General features: G+C 67.7%; 27 protein-coding genes and 1 tRNA gene. 15 read left to right on the forward strand and 13 right to left on the reverse strand.

Annotated elements, in window-relative coordinates:
• The first annotated feature begins 38 nt into the window (after window positions 1–38).
• Window positions 39–755: a TVP38/TMEM64 family protein gene (locus tag ABIB15_RS08715; RefSeq protein ID WP_354477009.1), complete on the forward strand. Its 717-nt coding sequence runs from the start codon at window positions 39–41 to the stop codon at window positions 753–755.
• Window positions 748–1,383: a CDP-alcohol phosphatidyltransferase family protein gene (locus ABIB15_RS08720; RefSeq protein ID WP_354477011.1), complete on the forward strand. Its 636-nt coding sequence runs from the start codon at window positions 748–750 to the stop codon at window positions 1,381–1,383. Before ABIB15_RS08715 ends, ABIB15_RS08720 begins: the two co-directional genes overlap by 8 nt.
• Window positions 1,384–1,418: 35 nt before the next feature.
• Here the strand turns inward: ABIB15_RS08720 and ABIB15_RS08725 are convergent, their stop codons facing one another.
• Window positions 1,419–2,855, reverse strand: coding sequence for a dihydrolipoyl dehydrogenase family protein (locus ABIB15_RS08725; protein WP_354477014.1), 1,437 nt, complete (start codon window positions 2,853–2,855; stop codon window positions 1,419–1,421).
• 60 nt (window positions 2,856–2,915) lie between these two features.
• Here ABIB15_RS08725 and ABIB15_RS08730 point away from each other — a divergent pair, with 60 nt between their 5' ends.
• The 4 genes from ABIB15_RS08730 to ABIB15_RS08745 all read left to right on the forward strand — a co-directional run bounded on the left by ABIB15_RS08730 (window position 2,916) and on the right by ABIB15_RS08745 (window position 6,369).
• Entirely contained in the window at window positions 2,916–3,554 is a 639-nt protein-coding gene (locus ABIB15_RS08730; RefSeq protein WP_354477016.1) for a class I SAM-dependent methyltransferase, read from the forward strand.
• A 53-nt stretch (window positions 3,555–3,607) separates the two neighbouring features.
• Window positions 3,608–5,038: an MFS transporter gene (locus ABIB15_RS08735; RefSeq protein ID WP_502908930.1), complete on the forward strand. Its 1,431-nt coding sequence runs from the start codon at window positions 3,608–3,610 to the stop codon at window positions 5,036–5,038.
• Between the two features lie 6 nt (window positions 5,039–5,044).
• Window positions 5,045–5,737, forward strand: a complete 693-nt coding sequence (locus ABIB15_RS08740) for a CDP-alcohol phosphatidyltransferase family protein (protein ID WP_354477019.1) — start codon at window positions 5,045–5,047, stop codon at window positions 5,735–5,737.
• A gap of 185 nt (window positions 5,738–5,922) precedes the next feature.
• The gene (locus tag ABIB15_RS08745) at window positions 5,923–6,369 is read left to right on the forward strand and encodes a MarR family winged helix-turn-helix transcriptional regulator (RefSeq protein WP_354477022.1); all 447 of its coding nucleotides are present in this window, start codon (window positions 5,923–5,925) and stop codon (window positions 6,367–6,369) included.
• Window positions 6,370–6,495: 126 nt separating this feature from the next.
• Here the strand turns inward: ABIB15_RS08745 and ABIB15_RS08750 are convergent, their stop codons facing one another.
• Genes ABIB15_RS08750 through ABIB15_RS08775 form a run of 6 tightly spaced genes read right to left on the reverse strand, consistent with a single transcriptional unit; the run spans window position 6,496 to window position 11,658 of the window.
• Entirely contained in the window at window positions 6,496–7,374 is an 879-nt protein-coding gene (locus ABIB15_RS08750; RefSeq protein WP_354477025.1) for a prenyltransferase, read from the reverse strand.
• Complete coding sequence (locus ABIB15_RS08755) at window positions 7,371–7,769, reverse strand: lycopene cyclase domain-containing protein (protein ID WP_354477028.1); 399 nt, start codon at window positions 7,767–7,769, stop codon at window positions 7,371–7,373. Before ABIB15_RS08755 ends, ABIB15_RS08750 begins: the two co-directional genes overlap by 4 nt.
• Window positions 7,766–8,107 (reverse strand): lycopene cyclase domain-containing protein, encoded by a 342-nt coding sequence (locus ABIB15_RS08760; protein WP_354477031.1) that lies wholly within the window; start codon window positions 8,105–8,107, stop codon window positions 7,766–7,768. The genes ABIB15_RS08755 and ABIB15_RS08760 overlap by 4 nt, the downstream gene beginning before the upstream one ends.
• Before the next feature lie 4 nt (window positions 8,108–8,111).
• Window positions 8,112–9,713, reverse strand: coding sequence for a phytoene desaturase family protein (gene crtI, locus ABIB15_RS08765; protein ID WP_354477034.1), 1,602 nt, complete (start codon window positions 9,711–9,713; stop codon window positions 8,112–8,114).
• Window positions 9,710–10,591 carry a phytoene/squalene synthase family protein gene (locus ABIB15_RS08770; RefSeq protein WP_354477037.1) on the reverse strand — a complete coding sequence of 294 codons (882 nt, stop codon included), beginning with the start codon at window positions 10,589–10,591 and terminating at the stop codon, window positions 9,710–9,712. The genes crtI and ABIB15_RS08770 overlap by 4 nt, the downstream gene beginning before the upstream one ends.
• Entirely contained in the window at window positions 10,588–11,658 is a 1,071-nt protein-coding gene (locus ABIB15_RS08775) for a polyprenyl synthetase family protein (RefSeq protein ID WP_354477040.1), read from the reverse strand. The genes ABIB15_RS08770 and ABIB15_RS08775 overlap by 4 nt, the downstream gene beginning before the upstream one ends.
• A 22-nt stretch (window positions 11,659–11,680) precedes the next feature.
• Here ABIB15_RS08775 and idi point away from each other — a divergent pair, with 22 nt between their 5' ends.
• Window positions 11,681–12,226 (forward strand): isopentenyl-diphosphate Delta-isomerase, encoded by a 546-nt coding sequence (gene idi / locus ABIB15_RS08780; protein WP_354477042.1) that lies wholly within the window; start codon window positions 11,681–11,683, stop codon window positions 12,224–12,226.
• 74 nt (window positions 12,227–12,300) lie between these two features.
• On the opposite strand, the gene ABIB15_RS08785 is transcribed toward idi, so the two are convergent.
• Together ABIB15_RS08785 and dcd are read right to left on the reverse strand one after the other, a co-directional pair.
• The gene (locus ABIB15_RS08785) at window positions 12,301–13,017 is read right to left on the reverse strand and encodes a prolipoprotein diacylglyceryl transferase (RefSeq protein ID WP_354477045.1); all 717 of its coding nucleotides are present in this window, start codon (window positions 13,015–13,017) and stop codon (window positions 12,301–12,303) included.
• 152 nt (window positions 13,018–13,169) lie between these two features.
• On the reverse strand, window positions 13,170–13,772 hold the full coding sequence (gene dcd / locus ABIB15_RS08790; RefSeq protein ID WP_354477048.1) for a dCTP deaminase: 603 nt from the start codon (window positions 13,770–13,772) through the stop codon (window positions 13,170–13,172).
• Between the two features lie 387 nt (window positions 13,773–14,159).
• Here dcd and ABIB15_RS08795 point away from each other — a divergent pair, with 387 nt between their 5' ends.
• The 8 genes from ABIB15_RS08795 to ABIB15_RS08830 all read left to right on the forward strand — a co-directional run bounded on the left by ABIB15_RS08795 (window position 14,160) and on the right by ABIB15_RS08830 (window position 22,493).
• Window positions 14,160–15,068 (forward strand): hypothetical protein, encoded by a 909-nt coding sequence (locus ABIB15_RS08795; RefSeq protein ID WP_354477050.1) that lies wholly within the window; start codon window positions 14,160–14,162, stop codon window positions 15,066–15,068.
• 185 nt (window positions 15,069–15,253) lie between these two features.
• A tRNA-Gly gene (locus tag ABIB15_RS08800) sits at window positions 15,254–15,327 on the forward strand.
• Between the two features lie 89 nt (window positions 15,328–15,416).
• Window positions 15,417–17,801 carry a 7,8-didemethyl-8-hydroxy-5-deazariboflavin synthase CofG gene (gene cofG, locus ABIB15_RS08805; RefSeq protein ID WP_354477053.1) on the forward strand — a complete coding sequence of 795 codons (2,385 nt, stop codon included), beginning with the start codon at window positions 15,417–15,419 and terminating at the stop codon, window positions 17,799–17,801.
• Window positions 17,798–19,333 (forward strand): flavin-containing monooxygenase, encoded by a 1,536-nt coding sequence (locus ABIB15_RS08810; RefSeq protein ID WP_354477056.1) that lies wholly within the window; start codon window positions 17,798–17,800, stop codon window positions 19,331–19,333. The genes cofG and ABIB15_RS08810 overlap by 4 nt, the downstream gene beginning before the upstream one ends.
• A gap of 116 nt (window positions 19,334–19,449) precedes the next feature.
• Entirely contained in the window at window positions 19,450–20,373 is a 924-nt protein-coding gene (locus ABIB15_RS08815) for an aldose 1-epimerase family protein (RefSeq protein WP_354477059.1), read from the forward strand.
• A gap of 64 nt (window positions 20,374–20,437) precedes the next feature.
• On the forward strand, window positions 20,438–21,265 hold the full coding sequence (locus ABIB15_RS08820) for an aldo/keto reductase (RefSeq protein WP_354477062.1): 828 nt from the start codon (window positions 20,438–20,440) through the stop codon (window positions 21,263–21,265).
• A complete protein-coding gene (locus ABIB15_RS08825) occupies window positions 21,262–21,753 on the forward strand; it encodes a heme-degrading domain-containing protein (protein ID WP_354477064.1) in 492 nt (163 codons plus the stop codon). The genes ABIB15_RS08820 and ABIB15_RS08825 overlap by 4 nt, the downstream gene beginning before the upstream one ends.
• A gap of 2 nt (window positions 21,754–21,755) precedes the next feature.
• Complete coding sequence (locus ABIB15_RS08830; protein ID WP_354477067.1) at window positions 21,756–22,493, forward strand: FadR/GntR family transcriptional regulator; 738 nt, start codon at window positions 21,756–21,758, stop codon at window positions 22,491–22,493.
• Window positions 22,494–22,640: 147 nt separating this feature from the next.
• Here the strand turns inward: ABIB15_RS08830 and arfB are convergent, their stop codons facing one another.
• The 4 genes from arfB to ABIB15_RS08850 are packed head-to-tail and all read right to left on the reverse strand — an operon-like array spanning window position 22,641 to window position 25,101.
• Window positions 22,641–23,063 carry an alternative ribosome rescue aminoacyl-tRNA hydrolase ArfB gene (gene arfB / locus ABIB15_RS08835; RefSeq protein WP_354477069.1) on the reverse strand — a complete coding sequence of 141 codons (423 nt, stop codon included), beginning with the start codon at window positions 23,061–23,063 and terminating at the stop codon, window positions 22,641–22,643.
• Window positions 23,064–23,065: 2 nt separating this feature from the next.
• Window positions 23,066–23,833, reverse strand: coding sequence for an SCO1664 family protein (locus tag ABIB15_RS08840; protein ID WP_354477152.1), 768 nt, complete (start codon window positions 23,831–23,833; stop codon window positions 23,066–23,068).
• A complete protein-coding gene (locus ABIB15_RS08845) occupies window positions 23,833–24,384 on the reverse strand; it encodes a DUF3090 domain-containing protein (RefSeq protein ID WP_354477071.1) in 552 nt (183 codons plus the stop codon). Before ABIB15_RS08845 ends, ABIB15_RS08840 begins: the two co-directional genes overlap by 1 nt.
• Before the next feature lie 9 nt (window positions 24,385–24,393).
• Window positions 24,394–25,101, reverse strand: coding sequence for a histidine phosphatase family protein (locus ABIB15_RS08850; protein ID WP_354477074.1), 708 nt, complete (start codon window positions 25,099–25,101; stop codon window positions 24,394–24,396).
• Window positions 25,102–25,131: the final 30 nt, after the last annotated feature.

Consider the following 25,131-nt stretch of genomic DNA (forward strand, 5'->3'; position numbering starts at 1 on the left):
CACTCCAGTGGTTTTCTGAGGTTCGGCGGAGGTTCGACATGAACGACCGTGGCGCCACGACCGCTCGCCGACGGGCCCTCGTGAAGCTCGCCGCCTTTGTGGTGTTCGTAGCCGTGGCCGTTTTGGTTGGGGTGGTCGTGCCGCTGCCCGGCCTGGACGAGATCCGGTCTTCTGCTGATGCCGCTGGCTGGCCCGGCGCGGTCGCCTTCGCCGTCGGTTACGGCCTCGTCACCCTGACCCCCGTGCCGAAGAATGTGCTGAGCATCGCGGCGGGGGTCGTCTGGGGCTTCGCGTTCGGTGCACTGCTGGTCTACCTGGGCGCGCTTCTCGGCGCGGCGCTCGCGTTCGCCATCGGTCGCGGCCTCGGCCGCGAGGCAGTCGAGCGGTTCACCGGGGCGAGGGTCGAGCGCATCGACGCGCTCCTCCGGCGGCGCGGCCTCGTGAGCATCATCGGCGTGCGCCTGATTCCCGTGCTGCCGTTCACCGCGATCAACTACGCCGCCGGCCTCACGTCCGTGCGTCGCCGCGACTACGCGCTCGGCACGGTCCTCGGCATCATCCCCGGCACGCTGGCCTTTGTCGCGGTCGGCGGCGTCGGATTCGAGCCCGGTCCCGGCCTCTACATCGCCCTCGGCACCCTCGGCGCGTTGAGCGTCGCGGGTGCGATCGTGGGGATTCGGATGCGCCGGCGCGGCGCTTCGACTCCACCTCAGACCCCGACCCCGACCCCGACGAGGGGAGCGCCGGATGCTTGACTCCCGTGTCCGCCGCCTGATCGACACTCCGCTCACCTCGGTCGCGTCCGCGATCGACCGGCCCTGGATCAGCCCAGACCGCCTCACCGTTGCCGGACTCGTGCTCGGGCTCGCGAGCGCACTTGCCGCCGCCCTCACCCTGTGGTGGCTGGCTCTCGTGCTGTGGCTGGTCTCCCGCATCCTCGACGGGCTCGACGGGTCCCTCGCCAGGCTGCGGCGCTCGCGAGAGGGCGCAGCAGCCGGCGGCGCGGGTGAGGCGGGCGGATTCCTCGACATCGTCTGCGACTTCGTCGTCTACGGCGCGACCGTGTTCGGGGTGGCCGTCGGAGCCAGCGCCGCATTCGACGCGCCCTGGTGGCCGTTCGCGCTGGTGCTGCTCGCCTACTACGTGAACGGCACGGCGTTCCTCGCGTTCTCGTCGATCGCCGAGCGCACGGGGCGACGCATCGACGACGGGCGCTCGCTCTCCTTCCTCGGTCGCATCGCCGAGGGGACCGAAACGATCGTCGTGCACAGTGTGTGGCTCATGGTGCCGTTTATCGCGTGGCAGATCGCCGCGGTGTGGGCCGTGTTCGTGGCGGCGAGCGCCGCTCAGCGCATCATCGTCGGCTATCGCAGCCTGGGCTGAGCCCCGCCGGCCCGCGTGTCGAAACCCCGCCGGGCTCAGCGCAGCCGCCACCGCCGCAGTCGCCGCAGCGCGTTCGTCGCGACCTTCGTCGCGCCCTGGTTGAGCCGGGCCCGCACGTCGGCGACGGCGGCGTTCCAGACGGCGTCGCTGAAGGTCGGATACGCGTGAGTCGTCGACGCGATGTCGCTCGTCGTGAGGCCGCGGGAGATCGCGAGGCTCACCTCGCCCAGGCTCTCCCCCGCCCGCGGGCCGACGATCGTCGCGCCGCGAACCCGCCCCCTCTTGTCGACGAGCAGCTGCGTGTAGCCTCCGGTCGCCCCCTCGGCGATCGCTCGGTCGAGGTGTTCGTGCTCGATCGTACGGGCGATGAGACCCTGCGCGGCAGCATCCGCCTGGACGGCGCCGACCGAACCGACCTCCGGATGCGTGAACGTCACCCGCGGCACCGCGGCGGAGTCGATCGTGCGCGCCAGCCCGAGCACCGCGTTTGAGGCCGCGATGCTGCCATTGACCCCGGCGGTGTGGGTGAACTTCGGTAGCGGGGTCACATCGCCGGCCGCCCAGATGCGCGGGTTAGAAGTGCGCAGCCGTGCGGTGACAACCACGTTGCCGGCCCCGTCGAGCTCGACCCCGGCCCGGTCCGCATCGAGAGATCCCGTGTTGGGCGCCCGGCCGATCGCGGCCAGGATCGCGTCGAACTGCAGGACATTGCCGTCATCGAGGCTGACCGCGCCGCCGAGGCCGCGGCCGTCGCCGGAGAGCGAGGTGGCCTCGCGTCCGGTGAGCACGGTGACCCCGTCAGCCTCGAGCGCCGCCCGCACGATCGCGCTCGCGCGCGGCTCCTCCTTGGCCAGCAGCCGGTCCCCGCGGTGCACGAGCGTCACGGCCGACCCGAATCGTGCCATGGCCTGCGCTATCTCGCATCCGATCGCCCCGCCGCCGAGCACGACGAGGCGTTCCGGCAGCTCGGTGAGGTCCCACACCGTCGCGCTCGTGAGCACCTCGACGCTGCCGATCCCGTCGATCTTCGGCACCGCGGGCGAGCCTCCCGTGGCGATGATGACCTGCCCGAATTTGATCTCCCGCCCGCCGACGGCCAGCGACCGGGCGCCGGTGAAGCGGGCGTGTCCGCTCAGCACCTCGACCCCGGCGAGCGCGAGAACCTCGGGCGAGTCCACCGGGGCGATCGTCTGCATCGCGCCGTGCACGTGCCGCATGGCCGCGGCGAAGTCGAGCTCCACGGCATCCGTCTCCACCCCGAGGTGCGGGGAGTTGCACGCAATCGTGAGGGCGGATGCCGCGGCGATGAGCGACTTCGACGGAACACAGCCGGTCCAGAGGCAGTCGCCGCCGAGGCGGTCGCCCTCGATCAGCAGCGTCTCTGCGCCGAAGCTCGCGGCCGTGCGGCTCGCGACGAGCCCCGCAGAGCCTCCACCGATAACGACCAGTTCCCATTCAGCGCGTTCTCCCATACTGGGCAGCGTAACCGCCCGATCTGTGCGGACTTTCAAGCGGGCGCGGGGGAACGAATGATGAAACGGTATACGGCCGGGGCGCGGCTCTACGACGTGCTCTCCGGCGAGCGCCTCGTCTATCGCGCCGGGCGGGTCGCCGGCATCGCCGCGCTGCGGCTCGGGCGCGGCGACATCGTGCTCGACCTCGGCTGCGGAACCGGGCTCAACCTGCCGCTGCTCCTCGATCGGGTGGGTGCGGACGGGCACGTGATCGGCGTCGACCGCAGCCCCTCGATGCTCGCGGTCGCCCGCGACCGAGTGCGGAGCAATGGCTGGTCCAACGTGTCGCTGCTCGAAGCAGACGTGCTGTCGCTCGACCCGGCGCAGATCACCTCGATCACGCTGCGCGAGGGCGGCCGGCCGAAGGTCGACGCGGCGTTCTCGACCTATGCGATGAGCGTGTTCGACGACTGGATGCCGGCGTGGACGCTCATCCGCGACGTCGTGCGGCCCGGCGGACGAGCGGGGATCGTCGATATGGCGCTCCCGACCGGCGCCGCGGCGGTCTTCGCCCCGCTCGCCCGGCTCGCCTGCGCGGCCGGAGGCGCCGACCTCGCCGCGCGGCCGTGGCGCGCGCTCGAGCGGGAAGCGGCGGATGCCGAGCACACCGTGCACCGGGGCGGGCACATCCACGTCGTCACGGGAACTCTCCCCTGATTCAGGAGCGGCGCATCCCCCTCCGTTCGCCCGGGCGCACTAGCCTCTGAATCATGAGCGACCCTTCATCCGCTGACGGCACCGCGCCGGAGCCCCCCTTCCCCTCCGATGACGATGCGGTCAACACGGTGGGCCAGAGCCTCATGGACGACACGCCCGTGCCGAAGAGCCGGGTGCGGGCGTGGGCGCTGTGGGACTGGGGTTCCGCCTCGTTCAACGCCGTCGTCACGACCTTCGTCTTCAGCACCTACCTCGCGAGCAGCCTGTTCTTCGATCCCGAGATCCTGGCCGGCCAGGGCGAGCAGGCGGCGGAGGCCGCGAGCGCCCGCGTCGTCGCCGGGGCCCTGACGATCGCCGGGGTGCTCATCGCCCTCCTCGCACCGATCCTCGGGCAGCGCTCCGACGGCTCCGGACGGCGCAAGCTCTGGCTCGCCATCAACACCGGCCTCGTCGTGCTGGCGATGGCCGCGATGTTCTTCGTCGCGCCGGTGCCGGGCTACATCTACCTCGGCGCCGCGCTGCTCGCCGCCGGAAACATCTTCTTCGAGTTCGCGAGCGTCAATTACAACGCGATGCTCGTGCAGGTCTCGACGCCCGCCACCGTGGGCCGTGTCTCCGGATTCGGCTGGGGCATGGGCTATGTCGGCGGGATCGTGCTGCTCGTGCTGCTGCTCGTCGTCTTCATCGGCGGCGTCGCCGGCATCGGCAGCGGCGGCCTCATCGGCCTCCCCAGCGGGAGCGACGGCGGCAGCCTCGACATCCGAATCGCGATCGTCGTCGCCGCGCTGTGGTTCGCGGTCTTTGCGCTCCCCGTGCTGATCGCGGTGCCCGAGATCCCCGCGCGGGTGCGCGAGAACCGGGTGAGCTTCTTCGGCAGCTACCTGCTTCTGTTCCGCACCATCAGGCTGCTCGCGAAGAAGAGCCCGCAGGTGCTCCTCTTCCTGCTCGCGAGCGCGGTGTTCCGCGACGGTCTCGCCGGGGTGTTCACCCTCGGAGCCATCATCGCCGCCCAGGTCTTCGGCTTCAGCTTCGCCGAGGTGCTCATCTTCGGCGTCGCGGCGAACGTGGTCGCCGGAATCGGCACGTTCATCGGCGGCTACCTCGACGACAAGGTCGGAGCGAAGGCGATCATCATCGCCTCACTCGCGGGCCTGGTGATCGCCGGATCCGCGGTGCTGTTTGTCGGCGACGGGAAGTCCGGGTTCTGGGTCGCCGGGCTCTTCCTGACCCTCTTTGTCGGCCCGGTGCAGTCGTCGAGCCGCAGCTTCCTCGCCCGGATCACCCCTCCCGGCCGCGAGGGCGAGATCTTCGGCCTCTATGCCACCACCGGCCGAGCGGTGAGCTTCCTCGCGCCCGGCCTGTTCGGCCTGTTCGTGCTGGTGACGGGCGACACCCGGTTCGGCATCATCGGCATCGTGCTCGTGCTGCTCGCGGGCCTGCTCCTCATGCTGCCGGTCAAGCCGCGGCCCGCCCGCATCGATTAGCCGCGGATGCCGGCTCAGCAGGATCAGATCAATGCGGCCACCAGCCGCGAGGCGAGCAACTCGCTGCTCGCCGTCCTGAGTGACGGCAGGTGGCGGCCGAGCGCGTGGGTGTGCTTCATCGCGCTCGCGACACTGCGCTCGGTGCACCAGGCGCGGATCAACCCGCGACCGCTGCTCGAGTCGACGCTGATCCACGTCGTGATGGGTGCTCTCTCGAACCGGCGCGGACTCGTCTGGGTCGCCGTCAGCTGGATCATGGCGGTGACCCACCTGGGCATGATCGGCGGCCGGCGGTCGATCGGCATCCCGAATGCGCTCACGCTCATCCGCGGCAACCTGCCGGCGCTCGAGGGCCGCCTCGGCCGGTCGCTGCCGGTCATTTCGCTCGCCACCGACTTCGCCGATGGCAAGATCGCGCGCGCCACCGGCACGGTCACCTCGTTCGGCACCCAGGCGGACTTCCTCGCCGACACCGCCTTCTGGACCTGGTTCATCGTGCGCCACGAGCCCAGTCGCGCGGTGAAGGCGCTGACCTTCGCCGCGTGGTCCGCGCCCGTGGTCGCGATCGCGGCGGCGAGCGTCACGAAGGGGCGGATGCTGGATGTGCCCCGCTCGGCCTGGCTCCGGCCCGCCGCCGCGATGGAGGTCTTCATCGGCATCCGGGCGATTCTGCGGCTCTTCCCCCGCCGCGGGCACTGACTCTTTCATTATTCAGGAGTCAGGCCGGCCGGCCGGCGGTATTCAGGAGGCGAGGCGGGCGTGGACGCCGATTTCGCGCGCTGAACACGGTGGGACGGCGGATGCTGGCGCCATCCGCACATTTCTATCGACTTTGCCACTGTCCACTCCTGAATAATGAAAGCAGGATCTCGTACGCTGGGCGTATGACTGATCAACGTCCGATCGGATACTGGCTCAAGCTCGTGGACCGCCTCATCGACGAGCACTTCGACGGCACGCTCGACGAACACGGGGTGACCCGGCGGCAGTGGCAGCTGCTCAACCTGCTCGGTCGCGGCCCGGCGACGCGGGACGAGTTGAACGATGCGCTCTCCCCGTTCCTCGGCACCGACGGCACGACGGCGGGCGAGATCGACGAGCTCGTCGAGAGCGACTGGGTGGCCGCGTCCCCGAGCGGGTTCGCGCTGACCCCGCGCGGCGAGACGGCGTTCGAGCGCATCTCGGAGGTCGTCGCCCGCATCCGTGCCGACCTCTCGCAGGGGCTCGGCGACGAGGAGTACAACGTCACGGTGCGATCCCTCGAACGAATGGCTGGCAACCTCGGCTGGACTGAGCCGGGCGACCGGCGCGCGGAGTCCCCCGCGGGCTGAGCAGCAGACCCTCCGGCAGTTGCGCGGTCGTTGTTCAGTCGCGTGCCTGCGATTACAACCGCGTGACTGAACAGCACCCGCGCGGGCGGCTAGCCCGGGCCGAAACAGGGCCACCGGCGCGCACCGCTACAGCAGCACCCACGCGATCAGCAGCATCGTCACCACGAAGCCGCTCACGAAGTTGAACCAGAGGAACCGCTTCCAGCCGCGGTTCGCGCTGCCGGCATCGGCATCCGGGATCGACCAGAACGGCAGCACGCTCAGCGCGTAGGGCAGCGCGAGCACCGCCGCGATCGCGCCCGGCAGCCCGATCGTCAGAAGCAGGATGCCGGCGAGCACGTAGGCGACGAACGCCAGCCGCACCGTCGCGCGTGCTCCGATCACCGTGGCGGTCGATGCGATGCCGCCCTCGCGGTCGGCCACCACATCCTGCACCGCTCCGAACGCGTGCGACGCGATACCCCAGAGGAAGAACGCGACGAGTATCGCCACGAGCTGCGGCGTGAAGGCCGCGCCTACGACCACCAGGCCGAACACCGCGGGCGAGACGAAGTGCGTGCTCGAGGTGAGCGAGTCGATGAACGGCCGCTCCTTGAACCGCAGCCGCGGCGCGGAGTACGCGATGACCGCGAACACGCTCACCGCGAGCACCAGAGAGGACAGCGGCGAGCCGACGGCGAACAGATATGCCAGGAACGGAATGTTCGTCGCGACCGCGGCGACCAGCGTCGTCCGATGCACCCGCGGGTCGAGCAGCGCACCCTCCACGCCGCCCTTTCGCGGGTTGCGCAGGTCGGACTCGTAGTCGAAGACGTCGTTGATGCCGTACATCGCGAGGTTGTACGGAATAAGGAAGTAGATCGTGCCGAGCACGAGCAGCAGGTCGATCTCGCGCGTAGTCACGAAGTACGCCGCCGCGAACGGGAATGCGGTGTTCACCCAGCTGAGCGGCCGCGACGACACGAACAGGCTCTTCAGCACGGTCGTGGAGCGGAGTGCGGTCATGCGTCCCCTCCCGACGGCGAGGCCGACGCGGGATCAGCCCGGGCGGATGCCGAGCCCGACGTCACCGGAAGCAGCGCCCACAGCGACGGTAGCAGCACCACCGCGGCCACCGTGTAGGCGAAGTCCTCGAGCGGCGCGATGCCGATGAGCGCGCCGGAGATGAGGGCCTCGTCGTAGCCGACCAGGCCGACGCCGATCATGATGTTGTCGAACACCGCGGTCATGACCAGCAGCAGCGCCGCGGTGATGCCGGCGGCGGGCCAGGAGACAGCGGGCCGGCCGACGCAGCGCTGCCCGGCACCACTGGCCCCCGACCGGCGGCCGCCCAGGCTCGCGAGCATCGCCACGACACCGACTGCGGCGAGGAAGAACGCGTTGAGCGCCCAGTAGGTCACGACGCGACCCCACGCCGGTCGGTCGGCATCCGCCCCAGCATCCGTCCCGCCGCCGCATACGCGTTCATCGTCAGGTAGCAGAGCAGGGCGAGGAAGAAGACCTCCTCGATGGGGAGCTCCGGCGCGATGACCAGGCCGGTCATGAACGAGGTCTCGCCGCGGTAGAAGATGCCGAGCCCGATGCCGAGCACGTCCCAGACGAGGAAGAACACGACCCCGGCCGCGAGCACTACGGCGGCCCGGCGCGCATCCGCCCAGAAGAAGAGGCCGAAGCGGCGGTCCAGCACGACCATGCCGGTGAGGGCGATGGTGAGCGCTGTGAGGTAGAGGATTCCCACGCGGCTAGCGGAGGTCGGATGCCGGAGCCGGCGCCACGAGCGAGCTGATCAGCGGCTCGGGCAGCGGCTCGGTCGACACGTCGCCGCGCAGCCGCTTGAGCAGCACCTCCGAGCTGATGAGGCACATCGGCAGGCCGATGCCCGGAATCGTGGACCCGCCGACGAAGTAGAGGCCGTCGACCTTCTTACTCACGTTGCCGGCCCGGAACAGGGCGCTCTGCTTCAGGGTGTGCGCTGGCCCGAGGAGGGTGCCGCGCCACGAGTTGAGGTCGTCAGCAAAGTCGCCGGGGCCCATCGTGCGGCGCACGACGATGCGGTCGGCGAGGTCGGGGATGCCGGCCCAGCTGGCGATCTGCTCGATCACGTGGTCGGCGGCGGCTTCGATGCGAGGGTCGCCGTCGCCGTCGATCTCGCCGTGCCCGATCGTCGGGTCGGACGGGATGGGCACGAGCACGAAGAGGTTCTCATAGCCGGGAGGAGCCACCGACGGGTCGACGCCACTCGGCTTGCAGACGTAGAGCGAGGCGGGGTTCGGGATCGAGGGGGTATCGCCGAAGATCGCGTCGAAGCCCTTCTTCCAGTCCTTGGTGAAGAGCAGGTTGTGGTGCTCGAGCTCGGGCAGCCTGCCCTCGACACCCAGGTAGAGCAGCAGCGCGCCGGGGCCGGGGGTGCGCTTGTCCCAGTATTCCTGCGGGTAGGTCTGCAGCTCGCGTGGCAGCAGCGTGGTCTCGGTGTGGTGCAGGTCGGCGGCAGACACGACGATGTCGGCCTCGAGCGCTTGGGGCGCACCCGCGGCATCGGTGTATTCGACACCGGCGGCCGTCGGCTTGCCGGGCTGGGAGGTGTCGACGAGGATGCGGGTGACCCGCGCGCCCGTGATGACCGTGACGCCCTCCTCGCGGGTGAGCTCCTCGATGCTGTCGATGAGCTTGATCAGCCCGCCCATCGGATAGAGCACGCCGTCGGCGAGGTCGAGGTGGCTCATCAGGTGGTACATGCTCGGCGTGATGAAGGGCGAGGAGCCGAGGAACACGGCCGGGAAGCCCAGGATCTGCCGCAGACGGTCGTCCTTGACGGTCTTGGCGGCGAGCGTCGACAGCGGCTGCAGCAGCAGTCGCGCGAGCTTGCCCAGGCGGGAGAGCACGTCGCCCCGCAGCAGCGGTCGCAGGTCGGCGAAGCTCGTGTAGAGGAAGCGCTTCTTGGCGATCTCGTAGGTGTCATAGGCCGAGGCGAGGTACTTCTCCATGCGCGCCCGCGAACCGGGCTCGATGGCCTCGAAGATCTCGAGGTTCTTCTCCCGGTCGGAGGTGATGTCGATGGACTGCTGCCCCTCGAAGAGCACCCGGTAGCCGGGGTCGAGGGTCACGAGGTCGAGCTGCTCCGCCGCGCTCGTGCCGAGCAGCTTGTAGAAGTGGTCGAAGACCTCAGGCATGAGGTACCAGCTGGGGCCGAGGTCGAAGCGGAAGCCCTCGTGGTCCCACGATCCGGCGCGGCCGCCGACCTCGTCGCGGCCCTCGAGCAGGGTGACCCGGTGGCCCTCGCGCGCGAGCAGCGCCGCGGAGGCGAGACCGCTGATCCCTCCGCCGATGACGATGATGCGGTTCATCTGGCAACCCTTTCAATTCGTGGCACTCGGCCCGATGCGGCGACGGCCGCGATCCTCAGTTTCACCGGGTTCGGCACGCGCACCCGGGTTCGCACGAGCCGGTCGGCCGGTGTCGCTCGCAGTCTGGCAGACAGTTCCGCGAAAAGGCCCTGAGCCAGCGCCACCGCGCGCCGGGACGATCTCGGCAGCATCGGGATAACGCTCGCGGAGACGGCCAAGTCGTCGTCGATGTCGTCGAGCAGGCGCACCTTGTCGGCCTCGGTGAACGAGGCGACGTCGACGCCCGGGAAGTAGCTGCGGCCGAGTTGCTCGAAGTCCGCGGCGAGGTCGCGCAGAAAGTTGACCTTCTGGAAGGCGGCACCGAGCCTGCGCGCGCCGGTGACCATGGTTGCCTCGTCCTCGGCGGTCACGTTCACGCCGTCGAGGAAGGCTTTGAGGCACATGAGCCCGACGACCTCGGCCGATCCGTAGACGTAGGTCTCGAAGCTCGCCTGGTCGTGCTCGGTCGCGCTGAGGTCGGCGCGCATCGACGCGAAGAACGGCGCGGTCAGCTCGGTGCCGAACCCGGTGTCCCGCGCGGTGAGGGCGAAGGCGTGCACGACGAGGTTGGCGCTGTAGCCGGTGAGCATGGCCTCGTCGGTGTCGCGCTCGAGCTCGTCGAGGATGCGCGCGACGGTGCCGCGGTCGGCACCCGCCGCATCCGCCGCCCCATCGACGATCTCGTCGGCAATCCGCACGAGGGCGTAGATGTTCTCGACGTGCTGGCGCACGGCCGGGCCGAGCAGCCGCGATGCGAGGCCGAACGAGGTGGAGTAGCGGCGGATGACGATGCCGGCGGTCTCCTCGGCGACGCGGTCGTAGAGCGAGTCGCGCGTCACTTGACCCTGCGCAGCACGTCGCCGGCGACGGACTCGAGCTCGGCCCGCAGCGGCGCGGGGATCTCCGGGTCGTTGATCGTGATCAGCGCCCGCGCCACGTATTCGCGGGCGAGGCTCTCGGTGAACTCCCGGCTGCCGGACACCTCGAGGGCGGAGCGGATGCGGGTGGCCTCGGCGATGCTCAGGTCGGCCTTGCCGACGAGCGGGCGAATCTCGGCCCACTGCGGCGTGCTCGTGGCGTGGGCGATCAGCACGGTGCGCTTGCCCTCGCGAAGATCGCCGATCGTGGACTTGCCGGTCTGCTCCTCGAGGCCGAACACCCCAAGCAGGTCGTCGACGATCTGGTAGGCGATGCCGATCTCGCAGCCGTACCGGCCCAGCCGGTCGACGACGCTCTGGGGCGCCCCGGCGAGCACCGCACCGGCCTGCAGCGGCGCCTCGAACGAGTACACCGCCGTCTTGAGCCGCTCCATGTTGAGCACCTCGTCGGCCGTGGGCATCGTCGCCGCGATGGAGAAGTCCACGTCGATGAGCTCGCCGGCGGCCGAGGCGAACAGCGCGTCGTCGAGGATCTCGAGCAACCTGCCCCGGATGCCCTCGTCGACGCCGCTCAGGTCGATCAGCCGGTAGGAATTGAACAGGGCCAGATCCCCCGCGATGACCGCCGCGGACATGCCACGGTGCTCGGCGGTTGGGATCGGGATGCCGGCGGTTGTCGCGATGTCGCGATAGCTGCCTGAGACGTTGGGGATTCCGCGGCGGCTGAAGTCGCGGTCGATGACGTCGTCGTGCACGATGAGGGCGGTGTGCAGCAGTTCGAAGGCGGCGCCGACGTAGGCGGCGGCGTCGGCATCCAGCCCGCCGAGGCCCTCGTAGGCGGCCATGACCATGCGGGGCCGGAACCGCTTTCCGCCGGATGCGCTCAACTCGAGCTTCTTCCAGAGCCCGGCGTACTCGGCTCCGAATTTCGCGGCGCGGTTCTTGGATAGGCTGAAGAACCGATCGAGCACGGCGTCGACCTGAGCCTGCCTCTCCATCGAGAGGTCGTGCAGCCGCTGTGCGTTCACTCAATTAGGGTATCTGACCAGCATGACCGCAACGACAGAGTACGTAGTGCTGCTAGGCGACGACGGAACCCCGCTCGGAACCGCCGACAAGGCGACCGTGCACACGACCGACACTCCCCTGCACCTCGCCTTCTCCTGCCACGTCTTCGACGCCGACGGACGGGTGCTCCTCACCCGTCGCGCGCTGTCGAAGCGCACGTGGCCCGGCGTCTGGACGAACTCGTTCTGCGGGCATCCGGCCCCCGGCGAGGCTCAGGAGGAGGCCGTCGCCCGTCGCGCCCAGCGCGAACTCGGCATCACGATCTCGGCCGTGAGCCCCATGCTGCCCGATTTCCGGTACCGCGCGGTGGACGCGTCCGGCATCGTCGAGAACGAGATCTGCCCGGTGTTCTCGGCCGTGACGACGGATGCCGTGGACCCCAGCCCCGACGAGGTCGCCGAGTGGGCGTGGCTGCGTCCCGACGAGCTGCGCGCTGCTGTCGAGGCCGCGCCGTTCGCCTTCAGCCCGTGGCTCGTGCTGCAGCTGCAGCAGTGGCCGAAGCCGGAGGCGGCGCGCGACCTGCCCTAGCAACGAGCTCCCGCGAGGTTCTCGCGGTCTGTCACGCTCGCGCGGTCGTGGAAGCTCCAGCGGTCCTTGAGGCTCTAGCGGTCCTTGCCGCCGTTGCCGTTCGACTGGGCGGGAAGTTCCTTGGCGGGCTTCTCGGCATCAGGTGCGGACTTCGGCTGGTCGGGTGCCGCCTCGGTCGGATCCTCGACGGGAGCGTCGCCGGAGCCGTCCGCCGGTTCGTCGGCCGGGCCGTCGGAAGGCTGGTCGGCGCTCTCGTCCTCGCCGCTCTCGTCCTCGGCGCTCTCGGGGTCCTTGGCTTTCTCGGGCTTGTCCGCTTTCTCTGGCTTGTCGGCCTTCTCGGACTTCTCCGCCTTGCCTGGCTTCTCCGCCTTGCCGGCGATCACGGTGTCGCAGTACGCGTCGATGCCGCCTTCCACGTCGTCGAAGGCCTTGTATGCGGTGGAGTTCTCGGAGAGTCCACCCTTCGTGTACGCGGTGCAGAGACCGAAGGCGGCCGAGCCGGTGACATCAGGGCCCGTGGCCTCGTCGTCGATGGCGCCGTCGTCGTCGATCGCGTCGTCGTCCGTGGCCTCGCCGTCGGCATCCGTCTCGTCGTCGAGATCGTCGAGATCATCGTCGACGGGCGCGTCCCCGGGCTCAGGCGCACCCAACACCACATGCGCGCTCTGCTGCAACGGGTCTGGCAGGACTCCGGCGAAGGCGGCCATCGCCGTGCCGCCCGTTGCGACCAGCGAGCCGATGAGCACGCCGAACGCGAGTTTGCTGGTGACGAGCGAGTTGAGATCGCGCATAGCCCCTCCGATGCTTGTCTGAGCAGGTGAGATTCGGGGATCTGGCCGCTGACCTTAGATGTTGTCCGAGAGTAGCCAACTTCGCGGCGCGCCGGAATGGCCCAGCCGAGGTTGGCGGCGTGCGGGCTACCCCCAGTGCGGGGGCGCACAGATCAGTCGAGCTGGCTCTCGTCCTGGTCGAAGGTGTTGCTGCGGTGGAAGTTCTGGAACGACCTGGATGCCGTCGGGCCGCGCTGTCCCTGGTACCTGGAGCTGTACGCGGCGGAGCCGTAGGGGTGCTCGGCGGGCGAGCTCAGGCGGATGAAGCACAGCTGCCCGATCTTCATCCCGGGCCACAGCTTGATCGGCAGGGTCGCGACGTTGCTCAGCTCGAGCGTCACGTGCCCGCTGAAGCCAGGGTCGACGAAGCCCGCCGTCGAGTGGGTCAGCAGGCCGAGCCGACCGAGCGAGCTCTTGCCCTCGAGGCGCGCGGCGAGGTCGTCGGGCAGTGTGACCTGCTCGAAGGTCGAGCCGAGCACGAATTCGCCCGGATGCAGGATGAACGGCTCATCCGGCTTCGCCTCAACGAGCCGGGTGAGGTCGGGCTGGTCCTCCGCAGGGTCGATGAAGGGGTACTTGTGGTTGTCGAACAGCCGGAAGTAGCGGTCGAGGCGCACGTCGATGCTCGACGGCTGGATCATCTCGGGGGCGTAGGGCTCGAGCGAGACCCGTCCCGCATCGAGTTCGGCCTTGATATCCCGGTCTGAGAGGAGCATGCGGCAATGGTACCGGGCTGGGACGGGGTGGACTCGCGGGGGCCGTGCGCACGGTCAGTCGTTGCAAAGCCCGCCGGGTGAGCAGGTCGCGCAGCGACCATGTCGAAACCCGCCTGCGTGGGTTCGCGCGGTCACTCGCGCGGTCCCTGTTCACTCGCGCGGGTGCTGTTCACGACGCGCGGGCCCCGCTGTCCGCTCGCGCTGGTGTTGTTCACTCATGCGGGTGTAATCGCACCCGCGCGACTGAACAGCACCCGCATGATCGGCGGCCCGCGCGCCGCATCGCCCCGCAGCATCCGCTCCTCCCCCTCTGCGCTCGATTCGAGCGGGGGCACAGCTCACCAGGCGACTGCCCGCAGTGGCCCGCTGGCGACCACGCTCCTTCGCATGACCACCCTTCTCGATCCGCTCGTCCTCGTGCAGCGCGACCGTATCGACCCCCGCAGCCTCGCGAGGGACGTCGACCGCGGCCTGCGCATTCGCGTCAAGCGCGGGGCCTACTACGACGCGCCGGAGTGGCAGGCGCTGACCGACCGGCAGCGCCACCGCATCCGGATCGAGGCCTTCGCGGCCTCCCATCCCGGTCTGGTGTTCTCGCACTACTCGGCGGCCGTGCTGCACGGCATCCCGTTCATTGGAGGCGTGCCCGATGTGGTTCACGTGGTCTCCGACCGCGCAAATGGCGGCCGATCCGAGCCCGGCCTCGTGCGGCACGGCCTCGGCATCACTCCGGCCGAACTCACCGAACTGGGCGTCCTGCGCGCCGAGACCCCCGTGCGAGCGGTCGTCGGCCTCGCGGTGCTGCAGCCATTCCGCCTCGCGGTTGCACCCGCGGACCACGTGCTCCACACAGCCTCGATCGAGTCGCTCCAAGCCGGCCTCGAGCTTGCCAATCTCGGGCATGGCTTCGCGAAGGCGCGGCGCGTCATCGAGTTCGCCGACGCTCTCGCCGCCAACCCGGGTGAATCCCTCAGCCGGGCGGTAATCCACGAGCTGGGGTTCCCCGCTCCGATGCTGCAGGTCGAGCATACGACCGCGCTGGGGCATCGGTACTTCACCGATTTCGAGTGGCCGGGCTGGCGGCTGGCCGGCGAGTTCGACGGCAAGCGCAAGTACCTCAAACCGGAATATCTGGGACGGATGACACCGGGCGAGGCGGTCGTCAAAGAGAAGCGTCGCGAGGATGAGCTCCGAGCCGGGGGCCTGAACTTCGCCAGATGGGACTGGACCGATGCGCTGTCGGGACACTTACTGAGAGACATCCTTCTCATGGCTGGACTCCCCCGGCGCTCGTGAGCACTTCGCGTGGATCATTGGCGCGTTCGCGGCGGTTGCCCTCGGCGACAACGTGTGTCGCGCGGGCATCGTTCACTCGCGTGCATGCGGTAACCACCGCGCCAGCGAAGAGCGACCGCACCACCGGTTCGCCCGCCCCGGAACCCGCGGGGTACGATGTGACTCGAGCCAGCCCAGCTGGCCGCGCGAGTGTAGTTCAGTGGCAGAACTTCAGCTTCCCAAGCTGATAGCGCGGGTTCGATTCCCGTCACTCGCTCCACTTGTCAGTTCTTGATGCAGTAAACTTCGGACGAATCTAGTAGTGGGCCTGGCTTTGGGCTGTCGGTGATCGACTTCCAAAGGAGAACTGTGTCTGCAACCGCGATTAGCATCTCGGAGCCCACTCGTTCGATCGAGTCTCCTCGGAAAACTGCTGAAATTCGACAGGCCCTCAGCCGTGCTGAAGCTGGCGGCAGCCTGAGTGCCATCGACGCTGAAACGCTGCTGAACGCTCGAGATGATGAACTGGATCGACTGCTTCAGGTCGCGAGCAGTATTCGTGATTGCGGCCTTGAATCAGCGGGGCGCCCTGGCGTGATCACATACTCGCGCAAGGTCTTCGTTCCGCTGACCCAGCTGTGCCAGGACCGCTGCCACTACTGCATCTTCGTCCAGACCCCGGGCCAGCTGGTGAGAGCCGGCAAAGCGCCGTATATGTCGCCCGAGGAAATACTCGAAGTGGTTCGAGCCGGCGCCGCGCTTGGGTGCAAAGAGGTTCTCTTCACCCTGGGAGACCGCCCCGAGAATCGCTGGCCTGCGGCACGCGAATGGCTTGACGACCACGGCTATGACTCGACGCTCGATTACATGCGGGACATGGCGATCCTCGTTCTGGAAGAGACAGGTCTGCTGGCTCACCTCAACCCCGGCGTAATGACGTGGGCTGAGATGCAGCGGCTCAAGCCGGTTGCGCCATCGATGGGGATGATGCTGGAGACCACCGCCACCAGGCTGTGGTCCGAGAAGGGCGGCCCGCACTATGGGTCTCCCGACAAGGATCCGGCGGTGCGACTGCGCGTTCTTGAAGACGCGGGTCGCTCGAATATCCCCTTCACGACCGGGGTGTTGCTGGGCATCGGGGAGAACAACTCAGAACGCGTCGATGCCATGTTCGCAATTCGTGACTCGGCAGAACAATACGGCCACGTGCAGGAAGTGATCGTGCAAAATTTTCGCGCGAAGCCAGCGACGGCAATGATGCGCGCGCGCGACCTCGCAACTCAGGAGTATGTGGCGGCCGTCGCGGTCACCCGGCTCGTGCTGGGTGCCGGATCTCGCATCCAGGCGCCGCCGAATCTGACCGACGCGAACGAACTCGCGTTGCTGGTTCGCGCCGGCATTGATGATTGGGGCGGGGTCAGTCCACTCACCCCAGATCACGTCAACCCGGAGCGGCCGTGGCCGCAGATCGACGAGCTCGCACGGCTGACCGCCGAGAGCGGCTTCGAACTGCGCGAGCGTCTCACGACACATCCGCATTACATTCGCGCGGGCGAGCCCTGGATTGACCCACGGATTGCGCCGCATGTGCGCGCGCTAGCCGACCATGACACAGGAATGGCCCGAGAAAATGTGCGGCCGGCCGGCCGGGCGTGGACGGCGGAGTTGTCCACGCCAGCCAGAGAAATTGCGATCAGGGATTCGATCTCAAAAAATCCGGAGATCGCTCATATCCTGCGCGCGGCCGAAAATGCTCCGGCAGGCTTGGTCGACCACGACTATGTCACCCTGTTGGGCGCCAGTGGAACAGACCTGGACGCACTTACCGCCGTCGCGGACGCACTGCGCAGGGAGACGGTGGGCGACACGGTTACGTACGTCGTCAATCGAAATCTCGACTCGTCACTGTTCCCGGCGCGACTCTCTTCTGGGATGATCGACGATCTCGTCGATGAGGCAACACAGCTGGGTGCCACCGAGATCTGCATTCAGGGTGCGATCGATCCGGCGCTCCCGGGAGCGACTTATCTCCAACTGATCAGGAGAATCAAGTCACGGAACCCTGACCTTCATCTGCACGCCTTCCGACCGATCGAGATTCTGGACGGCGCGTCACGTTGTGGCCTCACACCGGGCAAGTTTCTTGAGTCGCTCCTTGACGCGGGAGTGAGTTCAGTTCCGGGCACCGGCGCACGGATCCTCAACGACGACATTCGTCGAAAGCTCTCGGGTGGGAGCGAGCTTTCGGTCGCCGCGTGGACGGGCCTGGTCACGGCTGCGCATGGCGCTGGGCTCCGGTCAACCGCGACGATGGTCTACGGGCACATCGAGTCGCCAGCCGACCAGGTTGCACATCTTCGAGCACTGATTCGGATCCAGGATGAGACGGGAGGATTCACCGAGTTCATACCCATTCCGTTCGTTCCGTCTGACTCTCCCGCAACACTCAGAGCGATCACGCGGCCTGGACCGACGATCGACGAAACGAGAGCGCTGCATGCGGTGGCCCGGCTAATGCTGACCGGAAGGATCGACCACATCCAGGCCGCCTGGACGAAGCTCGGTATTCTTGGTAGCCAGCAGGTATTGCAGGGTGGGGCGGATGATCTCGGCGGCGTCCTTCTCGATGGAACTCTTTTCCCCGACGCCGGTCCGGAAGCCGGTCGGGTGCTCACAGTGCGGGAAATCGCCAGGGCGACATCCGAGATTGGACGTTCGACTCGGCAACGGACGACCACGTACGGCACAGCATGACTGTGCCGGAGGACGTCGGCCCCGATAACGTGCGGGGAGAAGACGTGAATGGTGTCGATATTGAAGTTGCTGTTCTCGGCGCGGGCTTCGGCGGACTCGGTCTGGGCATTCAACTGGCCCGCCGGGGATTCGAGTCTTTCCTGATTCTGGAACGCGCGGCCGACATTGGGGGAACCTGGCGCGACAACACCTACCCCGGGGTTGCCTGTGACATCCCGTCCCACCTGTACTCCTTCTCGTTTCGGCAGAAGCCCGACTGGTCACGCATGTTTCCTTCCGGGTCGGAGATACTCGCGTACTTGCGGGATTGCGCGCGAGAAGAAGGCCTCCTCCCGCACCTCCGGTTGGAGACCGAGGTTCTCGACGCACGCTGGATAGAACCAGATGAGCGGTGGCAGATCACGACAACCCGCGGCGTTTGCACCGCTCGAGTACTTGTGGTGGCGGCCGGACGGCTGTCCGACGCCAAGATTCCCCGGATCGACGGGCTTGAGAGTTTCTCCGGTCACGTTTTTCATTCGAGCCGGTGGGACCATGCGGTGAGTCTGGCGGGAAAGCGCGTCGGCGTTGTGGGAACCGGCGCGTCCTCCATTCAGATCGTTCCGGCCGTCACCAAATCTGCGCGCGAGGTGGTGGTCTTTCAACGCAGCGCCGCCTGGGTGGTGCCCCGGCCCGACCGCGCTTACTCAGCCGCCGAGCGGCGCCTGTTCAGCAGCGACACCCGGATTCTCGACGATTCACGCTCCCAAATTTTCTCCCACGCGGAAGAGGCGTTCGACGAGCGTCTGGGCATCCCCGAGAAGATTGATGCGCTTCGCGCGCGCGCAGCCCTCAACCTCAAGGAGAGCGTCCCGGATCTTAAGCTGCGCGCGCAACTGACGCCGGATTATGAAATCGGATGCAAGCGGGTGCTGCTCTCCAACGAGTACTACCCTGCCCTTTCGTCCAGCCATGTGAGCGTCGAGACTTCAGCTTTGGCTGCGGTGACCGGCACTACGGCCATCGCTGCCAGCGGTAACACCCACGACCTCGATGTCATCGTCTTGGCCACCGGGTTTCATACGACACGGCCGCCTTTTGCCGACCGAATCCTCGGAAAATCAGGAGTGCGACTCTCCGAGCACTGGTCGAACGGTATGACATCGTTTGCGTCGACCGTCGTTCACGACTTTCCGAACCTATTCGTCATCGACGGACCGAATGCGAGCCTCGGGCACAATTCGGCCATTTACATGATCGAGACGCAGATTGATTACATCCTGGGAGCGCTCGACTTCCGTGCAGCGAACGGTGGGGTGGTCCTCGAGGTAACGCACGCGGCGGAACAGGAATACACCCAGATGATCGACAAGATGAGCCGGTCGACCGTGTGGCTGACGGGCGGATGCACGAGCTGGTACGTCGACGATCGCAGCGAACGACTGACTCTGTTGTGGCCTGGACCGGCTCGAGCGTTCAGGGAAACAAATGGGAGCTTCCAGCCATCCGCCTACAAGATTTCTGCCAACGCCGCGTGCGGCGTACCCTTCTAACCGAGTCTGCGGCATTTGTGGGTAATGCAGACCCCTGACGGGGACCCGTGCCGTCACCTAGTCTCAGGCCCCACCCGACTCGGCGTGACCGAGGTTTCCGATATCCTCAACGTCTCATGACTTCACCCATTTCCGGCACCCAGTTTGTTTTGAAGGCGGGGGGCTACGAGGCAGTTGTCGCGAGCGTCGGCGCCAGTCTGCGATCGTTCACCTTCGGAGGCAGGGACCTCGTTGTCCCATTCCGTGAGGACGAGCTGCGCCCGTTCTACAGCGGGGCAATCCTGGCACCGTGGCCAAACCGGGTTGTGGGCGGGCGGTACACCTTCAATGGTTCACCCCAACAACTGCCGATCACCGAGGTTGCCCGTGGGCATGCTCTGCACGGACTTGTCGTCTGGGCAGACTTTGAGGAAATTGAGTCCAGCGACACCTCGGTGAGAATGACAGCGTCCATCACCGCCCAGGACGGGTACCCCCATCAGCTCAACATCTACGCGGACTACCAGTTGGATGCTGCAGGACTTCGAGTCACCGTCAGGGCCGAGAACAACGGAACCTCAGCGACCCCCGTCGGGCTCGGCTCACACCCCTATCTGGTGGGAGGTCCGGGACTGGTCGACGATTGGACGGTCGAGATCCCGGCGAACGAGGTGCTTCTGGTTGACGAGTTGCTCGTCCCGACGGGACTCAGCCATGTGTCTGGCAGCGTTTTCGACTTTCGCGAGGAGCGCCTCATCGGCGACACCTTCGTCGATCACGCCTACACGTCACTGATCGCCAGCTCTGACGGCTTGCGCCGGGTACGCCTGCTCGGACCGGACCGCTCGGGAGTCGAGATGACGTGGGGTGCCGAGCTCGACTGGCTCCAGATCCACACCGCCGACCGCCCCGACATGACCTCGCGAACCGGACTCGCAGTTGAGCCCATGACCTGTGCACCGGATGCGTTCAACTCCGGCACCAACCTCCTCACACTCGACCCAGGAGCATCCACCTCGGCCAGCTGGACCATCGCCGCGTGTCGGGCAGACCTCAACTAGAGGCTCCAACGGGGACGGTCGACACGGGCCGCACCCTATTAGTAATACTGATAGCTTGAGGCCTATGAGCATCATTACCCTCAACAACGGCGTCGTGATTCCGCAGGTCGGGTTCGGCGTATTCCAGATCCCGCCGGCCGACGCGCAGCGGATGACCGAGGCGGCGCTGTCCGCCGGGTACCGCCACATCGACACGGCTGCGGGATACCAGAACGAGGAGGGCGTGGGCAGTGGGGTTCTGCGCTCGGGCATTCCCCGTGAGGAGATCTTCGTGACAACGAAGCTCTGGAACGCCGATCAGGGCTTCGAGAACGCACTCGCCGCGTACGAGACGAGTCGAAGCAATCTGGGTCTGGACTACATCGATCTCTACCTCATCCATTTCCCCGTTCCGCAGCGGCGGTTGTACCAGGAGACCTGGAAGGCGCTCGAGAAGCTCTACACCGAGGGTGCAATCCGGGCGATCGGGGTGTCCAACTTCAAGTTCCCCTATCTGGACCGCCTCCTCGCTGGCGCCGATGTCGTGCCCGCGGTGCACCAGATCGAGGTGCACCCGACCTATCAGCAAGCGGAACTGGACGCCCTCACCCGCAGCCACGGCATCGCCGTCGAGGCATACAGCCCGTTGGGCCGCGGCGCAGACCTCACGGCACCGACCATCGTCGAAATCGCGGCGCGCGTCGGTGCCAGTCCAGCCCAGGTCATTATGAAATGGCATCTGGAGCGAGGTCGGATCGCTTTACCGAAGTCCGCATCCGTCGAACGCCTCACGGAGAACCTCCGCACCGACGGCATCGAGTTGACCGAATCCGACCTCACCGCGATCGAGGCCCTCGAGCAGGGCCTTCGCACCGGCGAGGACATCGAAACCTTCGACATCCCCGAACGATGACATCCAGCGCCGAGGTCATCGCCCGAGTCGAGGCCGACGAGAAACGTCTCGTGTTCACAACGTTCACCGCGGATGACGCCTTCCGGCTGGGCATCCTGATGCGCGAGCTGGCGCTGGCGCGCGGGCACGCGATCACCATCGATATCGCCCATGGCGACCAGCGGCTGTTCCACACCGCGCTCCCTGGCACCTCCGCCCACAACGCGAAGTGGATAGAGCGAAAGAAGAACACCGTGCGCGAGTGGGCGGCGAGCAGCTACGCCGTCGGGCTGCGGTTCCCTATCCTCGATCCTCCGTTCGCTCTTGAGAACGCGCCGTGGATGAACCCGCAGCAGTACTCCGGCAGTGGAGGAGGTTTCCCGATCGTTGTCGCGGGAGCCGGGCTTGTGGGCACGATCGCTGTCTCTGGCTTGCGTCACGACCTCGATCACGCCTTCATCGTCGACGCCCTCACAGCGTTTCTCGGGGTCGATCCGGACACCCTGTGACCGTGGGAGGCGAACCTGGTCCGGCCCGCGATGACGGCCAGGGAAGCGCGGATGCCGCCCCGAGGCTGTCGCTGCACGCCACCGTTCTCGACGTGGTCGGGTCCGAGATAGTCGCGGGCACCCTGCGCGAGAACACCACCTTGAACGTGGAGGAGTTGCGCGAGCGCTTCGGCGTCTCACGAACAGTGATCAGGGAGACCCTCCGTTCTCTCCAGGCGCTGGGATTGGTGCGCGCACGATCCAAGGTGGGCACGCAGGTCAACCATTCGAGCTCCTGGGCACTGCTCAACCCGGCGATCATCCGGTGGCGGGCCGCGACAGGTTATCGCGATCAAATGGTCGAACTGCTGCAGGTGCGGCGTGGGATCGAGGCGACCGCGGCGCGTCTCGCCGCCGCCAATATGACCGACGACGAGATCGCCCGACTGGTCGAGCTGAGCCGCACGCTGGCCACAGCCGCGGAGGCGAACGACGGCGAGACATTCCTGAACGCAGACACCGCCTTCCACCGCCTCCTTCTCGAGGGCAGCGGCAATCCGGTGATCGCACAGTTCGCGGAGGTGGTCACCGCGGCATTGCGAACACGCGATCACGCAGATCAGCCCCTCATCATCGAGACCACCGCTCGTGGGCTGGCTCTCCACACTCGACTTGCCGAGGCGATCGCCTCCCGCGACGTCGAGCTCGCAGAGCGCTTGGCAACGGCAATCGCCGACACGACCCTCTCCGAGTTCACCTGACGACCCGACCCGTGTGAGTCGTATGCCGTCCTCACACCTGATTTCAGCCATTGCATGACGGGAACCGCCACCGTCGAGAAACCGTTCGGCGAAGAGAATGTCCAGTTCCTCGCCGACGCGACACGTGATTCACCAGAACGCGACGGGCTACTCGGTGGGCGGCCGCCGCCGGTTCTGCTTTGTCGCCGACCGCTGGCCCTTGGCGGCCAGCCGGCGGCGGTTCGACCCGCGCGTCGGTTTGGTCGGCCGGCGCGGAGAAGCATCCGGGGCCAGTCCCGCCGCGACGAGATCGGCGAGCTTGGCGAGGGCGATCTCCCGGTTGCGCAGCTGGGAGCGCTGCTCGGAGGCGCTCACGGTGACCACCCCGTCGACCAGGCGGCGCGCGAGACGGCCGAGGAGCAGCATCCGCTCACTCTCGGAGAGCACCGCCGAGTCGGCGATGTTCCAGAAGAGTTCGACACGGCTGTCCGAGGTGTTCACGTGCTGACCACCGGGCCCCGACGACCGCGAGAACCGCCAGCCCAGTTCCGCAGCGGGAATCGTGAGCGAGGGCGACACTTCGAGGTCCATGGTCAGAACAGAGGCCAGGGCACCGCGGGCATGCCGCCGCGCGGTGCAGGGAACCGGCCATCGGAGCGCAAGCCGTCGCAGCGTTCGGCCAGGGCCGCGAGCTCGTGACTACCGAGCAACCCGGCGAGCGCATCGCCGAGCTCGCCGTCGAGGTGCGCACACACTCGGTCGATCCCGTCGAGCTCGTCGGCGGTAAGAGATTCGCCCAGCCACCCCCAGAGCACGGTGCGCAGCTTGTGCTCGGCATGGAAGGTGAGCCCGTGGTCGACCCCGTGGCGGTGGCCGTCCGCCATCGCGAGCACGTGGGCGCCCTTGCGGTCGGCGTTGTTGACGACGATGTCGAACACGGCCATCCGACGCAGAGCCGCGGAGTCCTCGTGAATGAGCGACACAGCCCGGTCGTTCTCGTCGGTGCCGTCGAAGACGTGACGCCACCCCTCGTCGGGCACGTCCTCGGCGGCGACCAGGTCGACGGCTCCCTGATCCGGGTCGGCGTCCTGCCACAGTTGCACCATCCCGCGGCCGAGGGGACCCTCCCGCAGCCAGGTTCGGGGCACCACGTTCCAGCCGAACGACTCCGAGACCAGATACGCCGCGACCTCCCGGCTGGCGAGATCGCCGTCGGGGAAGTCCCAGAGCGGACGTTCGCCGGCAATGGGCTTGTAGACGACCGGCACCCCGTCGATGCTACCGAGGAAGGTCGCGTTCGAGGCGGTCGTGATCCGACCGGTGAGGGCGAGCTCACCGTCGGCGGGCGTGGCCTCCGGCATCACCAGGGCGAGTCGGGCAGGGTGCAGGCGTGACCGTCCACGTCCACAGGGTTCGCGCAGAGCGGGCAGAGCGGCCGCCCGGCCCCCACCACCTCTCGGGTGCGCTTCGCGAATGCCCGCGCGGTGCCGACAGGCATTCGCACGAGCAGCATTTCCGCCGGCTCCATGACGACCATCTCAGGATCGCCATCCTCCGTCAGTACGATCGGGTACGCCTCGATCACGACCTGCGCCGTTGTGGGATCCCAGCCCAGGCTCATCGCGCCGGCCCGGAAGTCTTCCTCGACTGGATGCTCGAGCGGGTCGTTGTCGACGAGCTCGATGGGTGTGTTGGTCGGGATGCTGAACGGATTGCCGTCGCCCGCCATCAACTGGTCGAGAATCTCGTCGATCTTCTCCGCGAGCAAGGCCGACTGCTGTTTTTCCAGACCGACGCTGACGATCTTCGCCCCGGTGCGCACCTGGAAGTAGAACGTGCGGGACCCGGGGGTGCCGACGGTGCCGACGACGACCCGGTCGGGCCAGGCGAACTCATGGACGATTGTGGGCATGCCGGTATTTTACGAGCGCGCGCGCTGCGGTGCCTGAGTGCCAGCACCGCCTCCGACCGGCGCGTCGCCGGCGGGGGCGGCGGCGGCCAGCCAGGAGAGGTCGCCTGCATCAGTGTTGGTGGCGTGCACGCTGGGGCGGCCGGTCCCGTAGCGCACGATTGAGACCGATGCGGGCCCGACATTGATGCGCTGGAACAGGTCGAGGTGCATACCGAGCGCGTCGGCCAGGATCGACTTGATGATGTCGCCGTGGCTCACCGCCACCCACACCGCGCCGGGGCCGTGCTCGGCCTCGAACGCCGCGTCGTGACGCCGGATCGCGGCCACCGACCTCGATTGCATCGCCAACAGCGACTCGCCGCCGGGGAACACCGCGGCGGACGGCTGCGCCTGCACCACCGACCACAGGGCCTCCTTGGCCAGCTCGCCGAGGGATCGGCCCTGCCACTGCCCGTAGTCGCACTCGGTAATGCCCTCCTCGACCGGCGTGACGAGCGAGCCGGTCTGGTGGTCGAGGATCAGCTGCGCGGTCTGCCGACAGCGCTCCAGGGGGCTCGAGACCACCCCGACGAGCGGCACCACGGCCAACCGTTCGCCCGTGACGGCCGCTTGGGCGCGCCCGATTTCGTCGAGCAGCACCCCCGGGGTGCGCCCCGCCAGCGTGCCGTCGGCATTCGCGGTGGTGCGCCCGTGCCGCACGAGGATTACTGTGGCCATGCCGACCAGCCTAGACACTCGGTCCCGCGG

Source organism: Marisediminicola sp. UYEF4 (assembly GCF_040546025.1).
In the GTDB taxonomy this organism is placed as follows: Bacteria; Actinomycetota; Actinomycetes; order Actinomycetales; family Microbacteriaceae; genus Marisediminicola.

What these genes read in the sequence shown, in the direction of transcription:
- ABIB15_RS08715 (WP_354477009.1), top strand. Translation starts at nt 39, where the DNA reads ATGAACGACCGTGGCGCCACGACCGCTCGCCGACGGGCCCTCGTGAAG.
- ABIB15_RS08720 (WP_354477011.1), top strand. Translation starts at nt 748, where the DNA reads ATGCTTGACTCCCGTGTCCGCCGCCTGATCGACACTCCGCTCACCTCG.
- ABIB15_RS08725 (WP_354477014.1), bottom strand. Translation starts at nt 2,855, where the DNA reads ATGGGAGAACGCGCTGAATGGGAACTGGTCGTTATCGGTGGAGGCTCT.
- ABIB15_RS08730 (WP_354477016.1), top strand. Translation starts at nt 2,916, where the DNA reads ATGAAACGGTATACGGCCGGGGCGCGGCTCTACGACGTGCTCTCCGGC.
- ABIB15_RS08735 (WP_502908930.1), top strand. Translation starts at nt 3,608, where the DNA reads ATGAGCGACCCTTCATCCGCTGACGGCACCGCGCCGGAGCCCCCCTTC.
- ABIB15_RS08740 (WP_354477019.1), top strand. Translation starts at nt 5,045, where the DNA reads ATGCCGGCTCAGCAGGATCAGATCAATGCGGCCACCAGCCGCGAGGCG.
- ABIB15_RS08745 (WP_354477022.1), top strand. Translation starts at nt 5,923, where the DNA reads ATGACTGATCAACGTCCGATCGGATACTGGCTCAAGCTCGTGGACCGC.
- ABIB15_RS08750 (WP_354477025.1), bottom strand. Translation starts at nt 7,374, where the DNA reads ATGACCGCACTCCGCTCCACGACCGTGCTGAAGAGCCTGTTCGTGTCG.
- crtI (WP_354477034.1), bottom strand. Translation starts at nt 9,713, where the DNA reads ATGAACCGCATCATCGTCATCGGCGGAGGGATCAGCGGTCTCGCCTCC.
- idi (WP_354477042.1), top strand. Translation starts at nt 11,681, where the DNA reads ATGACCGCAACGACAGAGTACGTAGTGCTGCTAGGCGACGACGGAACC.
- ABIB15_RS08785 (WP_354477045.1), bottom strand. Translation starts at nt 13,017, where the DNA reads ATGCGCGATCTCAACTCGCTCGTCACCAGCAAACTCGCGTTCGGCGTG.
- dcd (WP_354477048.1), bottom strand. Translation starts at nt 13,772, where the DNA reads ATGCTCCTCTCAGACCGGGATATCAAGGCCGAACTCGATGCGGGACGG.
- ABIB15_RS08795 (WP_354477050.1), top strand. Translation starts at nt 14,160, where the DNA reads ATGACCACCCTTCTCGATCCGCTCGTCCTCGTGCAGCGCGACCGTATC.
- ABIB15_RS08810 (WP_354477056.1), top strand. Translation starts at nt 17,798, where the DNA reads ATGACTGTGCCGGAGGACGTCGGCCCCGATAACGTGCGGGGAGAAGAC.
- ABIB15_RS08815 (WP_354477059.1), top strand. Translation starts at nt 19,450, where the DNA reads ATGACTTCACCCATTTCCGGCACCCAGTTTGTTTTGAAGGCGGGGGGC.
- ABIB15_RS08820 (WP_354477062.1), top strand. Translation starts at nt 20,438, where the DNA reads ATGAGCATCATTACCCTCAACAACGGCGTCGTGATTCCGCAGGTCGGG.
- ABIB15_RS08825 (WP_354477064.1), top strand. Translation starts at nt 21,262, where the DNA reads ATGACATCCAGCGCCGAGGTCATCGCCCGAGTCGAGGCCGACGAGAAA.
- arfB (WP_354477069.1), bottom strand. Translation starts at nt 23,063, where the DNA reads ATGGACCTCGAAGTGTCGCCCTCGCTCACGATTCCCGCTGCGGAACTG.
- ABIB15_RS08840 (WP_354477152.1), bottom strand. Translation starts at nt 23,833, where the DNA reads ATGCCGGAGGCCACGCCCGCCGACGGTGAGCTCGCCCTCACCGGTCGG.
- ABIB15_RS08845 (WP_354477071.1), bottom strand. Translation starts at nt 24,384, where the DNA reads ATGCCCACAATCGTCCATGAGTTCGCCTGGCCCGACCGGGTCGTCGTC.
- ABIB15_RS08850 (WP_354477074.1), bottom strand. Translation starts at nt 25,101, where the DNA reads ATGGCCACAGTAATCCTCGTGCGGCACGGGCGCACCACCGCGAATGCC.